Raw genomic sequence first — 10513 nt, 5'->3', positions numbered from 1 at the left:
GGCGGCAACGTGAAGCTCGGCAACCCCGGCAGCGACAAGTTGATCGGCGGCAGCGTCAACGCCCCCGACAACACCGCGTTCAGCGCCGCGTTGATGTCGGCCCCAATGTTGGGCAGCGTGATCGCCGGCAGCCCCGGCAACGCCGGGAACGTAAACGGCGGCAACGTAAACGGCGGCAGACCCGGCAACGCCAAGTTACCCGACAGCAACGCACTCAGCGACGCATTCAGGTTGGCACCCAATCCGTTCAGCGCCGCGGATAGCCCTACACCCAGCGACCCCAGGTTCGGAATCGTCAGCGCCGGCAGACCCGGCAGTGAAGCCAGGAAGTTGCCCGCCAACGTCGCTCCGGTCTGCAACGCTCCATTGAGTCCGGCCCCGAGGTTCCCGCCCAAGTTACCCAAACCGTTCAGCCCGGCCGCAAGGTTGGCAGCCAACCCATTTAGGCTGCCGCCCAGGCTCGCCGACAGTGCCGCCCCGAGGTCGAGACCGAAGTTGGCGTTCAGCAGTGCGTTGAGTGCGGCGTTGGCCTGGGCGAGCATCTGAGCACCCATGGCGGAGAAGGCGGCGCCGCTATTTTCGAGAGCGAGCCCGGCCTGAACGATGGCGTTGCCCGTCTGGACCATCCCGTTGCCGATGCCCGACAGGATGAAACCGCCTGTCTGGAAGGCGAGTCCGCCGAGCCCGGCGCCGAGGAGTGTCTCTAGGGTGCCGCCGAGCGACGCTCCCAGACTGCTGCTCAAGCCGGCCGACAGGGATCCGCTGATCGCGGCGCCCAACCCGGAGATCGCGCCGCCGAGTTCGGCCGCCAGGTTCCCGCCGCCCGAGAGCAGGGCTGCGCTGTTGGCGATTTCGGCCCCTGCGTACGCGGCGGCGCCGCTACCCAACGTGCCGACGAAGGCGTTGTGGAACGCCGCGACTTCCGCGTTGAGTGCTTGGTACTCCTGGCCGAAATTGCCGAAGAGCGCGGCGATCGCGGTCGATACCTCATCCCCCGCGGCGGGCGCCAGGCTGGTTGTCGGGGCGAGTATGGCTTGAGTGACCTCGTCCAGTGCTGACCGGATACCTGCGAGATCTTGGGCGGCCACCTCGACAAGATCCGGAACTGCGACCACAAAAGACATGTTCATCTCCCCACGCGAATGAACGACATATATACGTTTATGAGCCCGAATAATCGAGGCAAGCTGAGCGTAAGGGCGCGCCAACAAGCGCATTCGAAAACCATTGTTTTCATGAGACTCCGGCGCGTCTGCGTAGTCTCCAGGCGCCGCGCAACTGGACGGTGGTACCGAAATACGGTCAGTCCGAAGGCGTTTCCGCTGTTCGGCGCGTGCGTACGTCGTTAGCGCGCGGTGTCTGGTTGCGCCTCCGTAGGCCGTTGTGACGACGCAAGACCCGCCACCGCACGGAGTCGGCTTTCCAATACCTTAGACCGCAAAGCGCCTGCTGCATAGGCATTTTGGTCGGATACGCGGAGGCGTCAGTTCTCTCGGTCGGGCAACGGCGCGTTCAACGGGCCGGGGTTTTGCGGGACCCGCGCCGACCGTTTCCAGTAGACACGCAAGCCATGCTTGGGTCAATGGAAAGCGCTGTATCCCAAACGCTTTCTGTATACGTGTCGAATAAGGCGGCTGTCCGCTAGAAGGTGAAAAGCGGTATCGAGATCAGCGGCGGCGGTGACGCGGGTGCGCCAATTGCCTGGGCCAGCTGTTGGGGCACGTAGTTCACCAGGAAGGGCAGGAGCCCGCTGAACGGCGTGCTGCCGACGCCCAGGTTGATCGCGACCGGAGGCAAGACGCTCCCGCCGAGCGCGGTGACCGTCGCCGTCACCGGGTAGTACCCGGGCGGGTGCAGGAGCCCGTCGAGCGGGAAGTTCGCCACCACCGTGACGTTCAGCAGATCCGCGACCGCGGGTCCTGTCAGGCTCGAAAGGTTCAACGCGTAGGGGAAAGTCGCCTGCCCGTTGAGGAAGCCGTCGACGATGTAGGCGGGGGCATCGACGAGGGCGGCGAATGCCGCGGCGCCGTCCCCCGCCTGTACGGCAGATGCGAACAGGGACGCGGCGTAACCGGCCGCCTCCATCGTGGCGGCCGGCGGGCCCAACAGGCTGGCGCCGAACACCAGTGGCAACCCGACTACGTTGTCCAGGGCCAAAACGGGGGTGGGCAGCACCTGCTGCACCACCAGGGATGACGTGACGCTGGTATTGGTAAGCGTTCCAACGACATTGGCGAAATGTTGCACGATCTCGCCGGGTATGGCGGAAACCGGCTGGAAATTCCCGGTTTGAAGTGCCGTCGCGATGGTCTGCCCGTAACCCATCTGGTTGGCGACGAACTGCCGCAGGAACGGGAAGGGGTCGGCTAACCACCCGCCCGCGAGGCTGTTCAGGTTGGTCCACGTGTTGTACACGAGCGCGTCGTAGGGGCCGGCGATGCCGCTGAAGAAGGGGCCGGCGCCGGCTTGCATGTTGAGCATTCCCGGCAACAGCGGGTTCACCACGCCGGTCAACGTATTCGTAAGGCCGCCAAGGGTAGTGGGCAAGCCGGGAAGGGCACTTGTCACAAGCGAGCCGAGAACGCCGCCCAGTGAGCCCAGGTTTCCCAGCGAGCCCACGACGCCGCCGAGTGAACCCAAGCCACCAAGGAGACCGGTTCCACCGGTCAAACCGCCGAGCAACCCGCCGAGGCCGGTCCCGGCACCGGCGAGACCGCCCAGCAGCGAGCCCCCGGACGTGCCGCCGCCGAGGAGCCCGCCGAGAAGGCCAGTGGCGCCCGCACTCTGGGCTGCAACGGCTACCCCGCCGGGCACAAACGGGGAGCCCAGCACCGTCTCGGTCGGCGCGTTGATCGCGTTCGCCACGGCCTGCTCGGCGTTGGCGAGCTCGGTGCTCGCGTACGCAGCAGCACCGGCGTTGATCAACTTGACGAACTCGGCGTGAAACGCTTGGGCTTGGGCGTTGGCCCACTGAAATTTCTGGCCGAAATCGCCAAACATCGCCGATATCGCGGCCGAAACCTCGTCCGCGGCGGCGGGCACCACCGCCGTCGTGGGAGCGGAGGCCTTCGACGCCGCCTCGACCATCAGCGCACGGATATCCGCCAAATCTTGCGCCGCCTGCTGAGCCATGTCTGGTGCCACCGTCACGAACGACATGACAGCTCCTCCCGTCAAACCACGACGGGGTTACCCGGTAAAAATCGGAGTAAACACGAGTTCAATAGTCGGCTGTTTGAAGGGAGGGACCCGACCTCTTATATGTTGGTCGGGCCCGAGCATGCTTCAGCATTGTCCGCGTGAGGTGCGCAAACCTACCGTTGGCGCGCGGTCTCGAAGGCGCAGCGCATCCGATAAGTCGATTGCGTCGCGCATCGCGCGTTCGCTCTGCGGCGACCCGGCAGGGTCGAGCGCCGACTCGTGGAACCCACGCATTTGAACTGCCCGGCTGGCTGTGATCGCTAGCAGTCTCAGGTTCGGAATTGCCGGAATGGGATGCGGCGGAACGAAAGCGCCGTCAAACGGCAGGTGCATCGTCATCGGTACCGAGCGACGCGTTGATGGTTGGCCCGGTGGCTAGCCCGCGGGCGTGATTGCAGCCGCGAGCTGCTCGGGCGCATAGATCAACAAGCCGGTCGCGAGGCCACTGATCGGCGTGCCCCCGACGGGAACAGTGACGGTTCCGATCACGGGAATGCCCGAATCCAAGGAAGCGGTGTACGCGGTGGGAGGGACCAGGATGCCGTTCAAGGGAAGGTTCACGGTGACAGGGAAACCGCTCAAATCGAAGCCGATGGGCAGCGTCGTTTGGCCGTTGAGGAACGCGTCGGCGATGACGGCCGGACCGTCGATGACGGTACCGATCGCCCCGCTGAAGTTTCCGGTTTGCACCTCGTCGACGAACGTTGTGACGGTCGATCCGAAGGCGTTCCCTGCGTTGATCGGCGCCCCCACCGCGTCGAGGGTCAGCGCCATCGGCAGCCCCGCGGCGAGGCTGACGGAGAGGTTGGCGGTTGGCGGTAGGGGGAAAAGCCTGGTCGTAAAGAGCACCTGCGCGGCGAGCGACGTGTCGGTGACGGTCTCGATCAGGTTGGTGAAATTTTGCGAGATCAGCGCCGGGATGGAACCGGGCGGGAGCAAGTCAGTGAGGTTCTGCGCCATCATTCCGGGAATGGTGAGGATGGGCAACAGGTCCCCCACGACGCCCGTCGGGGTCACCGCGGCGATCAGCCCGGGGGCGACGGCAATGTTTCCGGTGGTAGTGACGGCCACACCGGGCGCGAGCAGCCCGACGAATCCCTGCGCGACGTCGGCCACCGCGCCGGCGATGTCGCCTGTCTGGAGGGCCTGCAAGGCGGATTGGAAGGCCGCCGGCAGGGCCTGCAACCCGGCGCCGAAGTCGTGGGCCGCGTTCTGCAGAGACGTCGCGACGATCTGCGCGTAGGCCATCTGGTTGGCGATGAACTGCTGCACGTACGGCCCGGGATTGAAGGCCAACAGGGCCTGCACGAACGCCTGGATGTTCGCGGGCAAGCCGGCCACTACGGCGGGAAAGTTCTGGATGATGTATTCCGCACCCGCGGCGATCGTCTGCGCATAGCCGGTCTGGTTGGCGACGAATTGCTGCAGGAACGGAGCCGGGTTCGCCAGCCAGGTGTTTCCGAGGATCCGCAGATTGGCGGCCGTGTGCTGGAAGAGCGCCTGATACGGACCGGCGATCGAGGCGAGCCCCGTGCCGGCGGCCGGCGCGAGCAGGGCAGGCGCCAGCCCCGGCTGGAATCCGCGCAGCGCGGAGGGCAGACCGCCGCCGTTTTGGAGCGCCGTCACGGCGCCACCCACGACGCCGTCGCCCGCGACCGCATTGCGCAGGCCCTGCTCGGCGTTTGCGACGTCGGTGCCGAGGTAGGCACCCGCGCCCGCGCTCAGCAAGTCGACGAACCGCTCGTGGAATTGCTGCGCCTGGGCGCCGATGACCTGATAGTCCTGCCCGAAGGCGCTGAAGAGCGCCGCGATCTGGGCCGACACCTGATCTTCGGCGGCCGCCACCACTGCGGCGGTGGGCGCCGCGGCCGACGCGCTGGATTCGGCAAGCATGGAGCGGATGCCCGCCAGGTTTCGGGCTGCCGCCTGCACCTCTTGGGGAGCCGCGGTGACGAACGACATGTCCAGCCCCCATCGCTTCATACGACGGTCGCCCGATGGCTATCGAGGCAATGTGAGCCTAATCACATCCCGTTCGTCACGGCGCAAAATAGTTGCTTTTCGTGCAGTTATCACCCCAGGGGCGTGATCGCCGCCGCGAGTTGCGATCCGAAGCTCAGCAGCCCGGGAATGATGCCGCCGATCGGCGTGCCCGGCACCGCGCCCAAGCCGCCGCCGAGGGTCACCGGGCTCAGCGGGGTGAGTAGGCCGCCCAACGGAAGCTCGGCCGTGGCGGTGAGGTCCAGGAGCGGGAAACCGCCGGCGGTGACGGTCGTCGTCAGCGGCGGCAGGCTGAGGAAGGTCTGGCCGTTGAGGAAGCCGTTCACGACGTTGGCGGGGGCGTCGATCAGTGCGGCCGCGGCCCCCATCGGGTCGCCGGTTTGCACCGCGGTGACAAACGCCTGTGCGCTGGAATTCATCGCGCTCAGCGCGTTGGCGGGCGCCCCGATCCCGTCGAAAACGAGCTGCAACGGCAAGCCGAAGGTGATGCCGAGGTTTCCCGGATTGAACGTCGACCCAAAGTTGGTGAGCGTGTCGATCACGTTGGTGAAGTTCTGCGCCATCTGGGCGGGGATGGAACCGGCCGGCAAGAGGTTGGTGAAATTCTGCGCCATCTGCCCCGGGATGGCGAAGATGGGCGCCAAATCCCCCAGCGGACCCAGCGGGGTGATGGCCAGCGGCGTCGCCGTCGGCGATCCCAGTTCGCCGATGTCAAAGCTCACGCCCTGGAAACCGGGAAGGACGACATTCTCCAGACCCTGCGTGACGGCGTTCACTGCGCCCTGGACGTTGCCCGCCGCCAGCGACTGGCCGGCCGCCTGGAAGCTCGCGGGCAGCCCGTTCAACCCGGTGACAAGGTCCGTGCCGGCATTTTGCAGCCCCGTGACGACGGTCTGCGCATAGCCGATTTGGTTGTTGACGAACTGCTGCACGAAGGCACCCGGGTTGAACGTCGCAAGGCCCTGAACGCCGGTTTGGATGGTGGCCGGCAGGTTGGCCAACTCGACGGGCAGGTTCTGGATCCCGGTCGCGATCGACGAGCCGATCGTCTGGGCGTAGCCGATCTGGTTGTTGATCAACTGGTGCGCAAACGGGAACGGGTTGGCCGAGAAGGTAGCCCCGATGGCCTGCAGGTTGGTGACGGTGTTCGAGACGAGCGCCTGGTACGGCGCGGCGACGGTGGCGCCGAACGAGTTGAGTCCGGTGACCAGCGCGGAGGCCCCACCCGTGGGAAGTGATCCCAGAGCGACGGGAGAGCTGGCGATCGCGTTCGACATGGCTTGCGCACCGGCCTGGATCTCGCCGCCGAGCACGGTCTGCGCGGCGTTGGCGGCCTCGGCGCTGGTGTAGGCGCCCGCGCCCGCGTTCATCAGGCTGACGAACTGCTGATGAAAGGCCTGGGCCTGGGCGCTGACGGCCTGAAATTCCTGGCCGAAGTTGCCGAACAGGGAAGCGATCGCGACCGATACCTCGTCCTGGGCCGCGGTCGCTATTCCGGTCGTGGGTCCGGCCGCGGATGCCGCCGCTTCGGCCAGCGACGAGCGGATTCCCGCCAGGTCCTGGGCCGCGCTCTCGACCAGCTCCGGGGTTGCGAACACAAACGACATCTGACTCTCTCCTTGGCTCGTTCAGGGGTGACCGGTGGTCATCCAATGTTCGATAACGAGCCCCCGGCTCGATATCTTCGCGGGCGGTTACCCCCCAGTAACCAAGACGAAAGCGAGCCTAACCAGCAGTGATGCCCCCGCCAAAAGACAACACGTGATTTCACAGCTTTCGTTATGGTTGCCCATCAGCCGCAACGACGACCGAGGGTCGGGACGCGGCTTCCGCCGACGTCCCGATCATCGGTGAGTAACTGGTTGCCGGTTAAGTAGCCGCGATGTCCGCCGCCAACTGGGCCGGGAAGCTGAGCAGCCCGGGAATGAGGCCACCGATCGGCGTGCCGCCCGAGAGTTCGAGCGGCAACGTGGTCCCGAATAGGTCAACGAGCACCTGCGGGGTGGCGAGCGGAGTGAGAAGCCCGCCGAGCGGCAAGAACGTCGTCGACGGCAGCGTCAGCCCGAGGAGCGAGACCATTGCCGGGGGCAATGTTACGACGGTCGTGCCGTTGAGGAACGCGTCGGCGACGACGGCCGGGGCATCCAGGAGGGTGGCGGCGGCCGCCGACGCGTTGCCCGCCTGCACCGCGCTGACCAACGCCTGGCCGGTGGAGTTGAGCGCACTCAATGCGTTCGCCGGCGCACCGATCCCGTCCAGGAGGAGCTGCAGCGGGATCCCGAAGTCCAGATTGGCGACGTTGCTGATCGAGATCGTGGTGCCGAAATTGGCGAATGCGCTGATCAGGTTGGTCGCGTGCTGCGCCATCATCGCCGGGATGCTGCCGGCGGGCAACATGTTGGTGAAGTTCTGGGCGATCTGTCCCGGGATCGCCAGGATGGGTGCCAGGTCGCCCAGCGGCCCTATCGGCACGATGCTGGTGACCAGCGTCGATCCCCCGTCCCCCCCGACCTGGACGCCGTTAAAGCCAGGGAGGAAGGCGTTGGTGAGGGCCTGGTTGATGGCGATGTAGGCGCCGACGTTGTCGCCCGCCAACAGATCCTGGAAGGCGGCCTGGAAGCCCGCCGGCAGGGACTGCACGCCGGTGACGAAGTCGTGGGCGGCGCTTTGCAGCGACGTGACGACCGTCTGGGCGTCGGCGACCTGACTGGTGATCAGCTGCTGCAGCGCGGCGGCCGGGTTGATCGCCGAAAGCCCCTGCAGCGCAGCCCGAATGCTCGCCGGCAGATTCGCCAACGTGGTGGGCAGATTCTGAATGCCGGTCGCGATCGACGAGGCGATCGTCTGGCCGTAGAAGATCTGGTTGTTGACGAGTTGGTGCAGGAACGGGAACGGGTTGGAGACGACGGTGTTCCCGATGGCCTGCAGGTTGGTGACGGTGTTCGAGACGAGCGCCTGGTACGGCGCGGCGACGGTGGCGCCGAACGAGCCGATCCCGCTCATCGCCGCGGTCGCCCCACCCGTCTGCAGCGTCCCGAGCCCGATGGGCGAGCCGGCGATCGCGTTCGAAATGGCGTGCGCGCCAGTCTGAATCTGCCCGCCGACGAATCCGCCGAGGCTGCCGTTACCCAGCGCGGTCACCGCGCCATTCACGCTCTGCTCGACGGTGCCGAAGAGCCCGCCGTCGAGACTGCCACCCAACAGGGTCTGCGCCGCGTTGGCGGCCTCGGCGCTGGCGTAGGCGCCCGCGCCCGCGTTCATCACGGAAACGAACTGCTGGTGGAACGCCTGCGCCTGGGCACTCAGCGCCTGAAATTGATCGCCGTAGTTGCCGAACATCGATGCGATCGCAACCGATACCTCGTCCTGCGCCGCGATTGCGATCCCGGTCGTGGGACCGGCCGCGGTTGCCGCGGCCTCGGCCAGCGACGAACGAATGCCCGCCAGACTCGTGGCCGCGCTCTCGACCAGATCCGGCGTTGCGATCACAAATGACATGTCCACCCTCTCCTTGGGTCACCCCGCGATGACCGACGGTCACTCAAATTGACATAGTCGAACAAGGCCTCGCACGCAAAGCGCGCGAGGCCCCCCTCGACTCTCACTGCAACCGGTTACTGACCGGTAAACTTACCCGGCGGTAACCAAGACAGACGTGAGTCTAATAAGCACTTCGCTTTTGTCAATATGACAATGAGCGTTTTCACAGAATTCGTTACGCTAGCGAACAGCTTCGGGCGGAACGAGACCGTCATCGCAGCTCAAGGGCCCCCGGGCGCGCCGCACGCGCGCGGAGGCGTCACGACCCAGGCGTGAGCGGGCCGACGTCTACACGAGCGGCGGTGCCCCGATGGCCTGCGCGAGGGTCTCGGGCAGGAAGGTCAGCAGGCCGGGCAGGATCCCTCCGAAGCCGGTGCCGGACAGCTGCAGTGATCCGGGCCCAAGGATCGGGATTTGCAGCGAAGCGAACTGCAGCGGAGTGAGGAGCCCGCCGAGCGGGATGACGGTGATGGTGTCGATGCCCGATAGCGAGGCCGGCAAACCCAGCATCGCCTGGCCGTTGAGGAGGCCGTTCGCGGCGACGGCGGGAGCATCGATCAACGCCGCAAGCGCACCGAGGCCGTCGCCGGTCTGTACCGCACCAAAAAACGCTGTCGCGCTGGACCCGATTGCTTCGAGCGTGGTGACCGGCGGACCTATCGCGTCAAGCGCGAGCACCAGCGGCAACCCGATATGCAGGTTGCCGGTATTGAGGTCCAGCGTCTGCGACACGTCGGTCACCGTCGACAACAGATTCGTCGCGTTCTGCGCCACCATCGCGGGAACGGAGCCGGGCGGAAGCAGATTCGTCAAGTTCTGCGCGATCTGAGCCGGGATACCGAAGATCGGCAAAAGATCTCCCAGTGCGCCGCCCGGGATGATGTCGAGAAGCCCGGTCACGGGGTCGATGGTGACATTGAGGTTGGTGAACACCGGCGCCAAGAAGGCACCGCCGACCTGCAGCAGGCCGCCAGTGACGTCCCCGGCCGTGATGGTCTGGATCCCTGTTTGCAGGTTGGCCGGAAAGGCGGTCAGCCCGGCCACGAAATCGTTTCCCGCGTTCTGCAGCGAGGAGGCGACCAGCTGCGCGTAGCCGATCTGGTTATTCACCACCTGCTGTACGGCCGGCAGCGCGCCCTGGATGCCTGCCTGGATGGTGGCGGGCAGGTTGGCCAATTCGCCGGGCAGGTTCTGGACGGTGGTTTGGAATCCCGTGGCGATGGCCTGGGCGTACGCCGACTGGTTGGTGAGGAATTGGTGCAGGAAGGGCGCCGGGTTCGCCGAGATCCCGGCCCCGAGGCTTTGCAGGTTGGTGACCGTGTTGAAGACCAGCGCCTGGTACGGGGCGGCGACGGTGGCGCCAAAACCGGTAATGGCGTCGACGGCCGCCGCCGGTAGGCCGCCCCCCAGCAGCGATTGGGCCGGTACGCCGATGTCACCCAGCATAGTTTGCTGGACGTTGGCGACCTCGGCACCCAGGTAGGCGTTCGCGCCCGCGTTGATCAAGCCGACGAACTGTTGGTGAAACGCCTGGGCTTGGGCACTCACCGCCTGGAACTCCGCGCCGAAGTTGCCGAACAGAGAGGCCAGCGCAATCGAGACCTCGTCTTCGGCCGCGGCCGCTACGCCCGTCGTGGGCCCCGTCGCTGCCGCGGTGGCCTCGGCTAACGACGAACGAATCCCCGCCAGATCCTGGGTCGCCCCCTGGAGTACATCTGGCATCGCCACCACAAACGACATCTCGATCTCCTTTGATTGATTTGCCCGATGA

General features: G+C 66.1%; 6 protein-coding genes. All 6 read right to left on the bottom strand.

Annotation, left to right across the window (positions count from 1 at the left end):
* Nucleotides 1-1217 (bottom strand): PE family protein (locus A5787_RS18315; RefSeq protein ID WP_156764008.1); only part of this gene is annotated, 1217 nt, incomplete at its 3' end.
* Nucleotides 1218-1641: 424 nt separating this feature from the next.
* A complete protein-coding gene (locus A5787_RS18310; RefSeq protein ID WP_066969512.1) occupies nt 1642-3159 on the bottom strand; it encodes a PE family protein in 1518 nt (505 codons plus the stop codon).
* Nucleotides 3160-3576: 417 nt separating this feature from the next.
* Nucleotides 3577-5163: a PE family protein gene (locus A5787_RS28635; RefSeq protein ID WP_156764007.1), complete on the bottom strand. Its 1587-nt coding sequence runs from the start codon at nt 5161-5163 to the stop codon at nt 3577-3579.
* A 110-nt stretch (nt 5164-5273) separates the two neighbouring features.
* Complete coding sequence (locus A5787_RS18300) at nt 5274-6809, bottom strand: PE family protein (protein WP_066969508.1); 1536 nt, start codon at nt 6807-6809, stop codon at nt 5274-5276.
* Nucleotides 6810-7071: 262 nt separating this feature from the next.
* Nucleotides 7072-8700, bottom strand: coding sequence for a PE family protein (locus A5787_RS18295; RefSeq protein ID WP_066969506.1), 1629 nt, complete (start codon nt 8698-8700; stop codon nt 7072-7074).
* 330 nt (nt 8701-9030) lie between these two features.
* On the bottom strand, nt 9031-10482 hold the full coding sequence (locus A5787_RS18290; protein WP_066969504.1) for a PE family protein: 1452 nt from the start codon (nt 10480-10482) through the stop codon (nt 9031-9033).
* Nucleotides 10483-10513: the final 31 nt, after the last annotated feature.

Source organism: Mycobacterium sp. 852002-50816_SCH5313054-b (assembly GCF_001667185.1).
Taxonomy (GTDB): Bacteria; Actinomycetota; Actinomycetes; order Mycobacteriales; family Mycobacteriaceae; genus Mycobacterium.
This window is presented reverse-complemented; position numbering and strand designations above follow the sequence as displayed.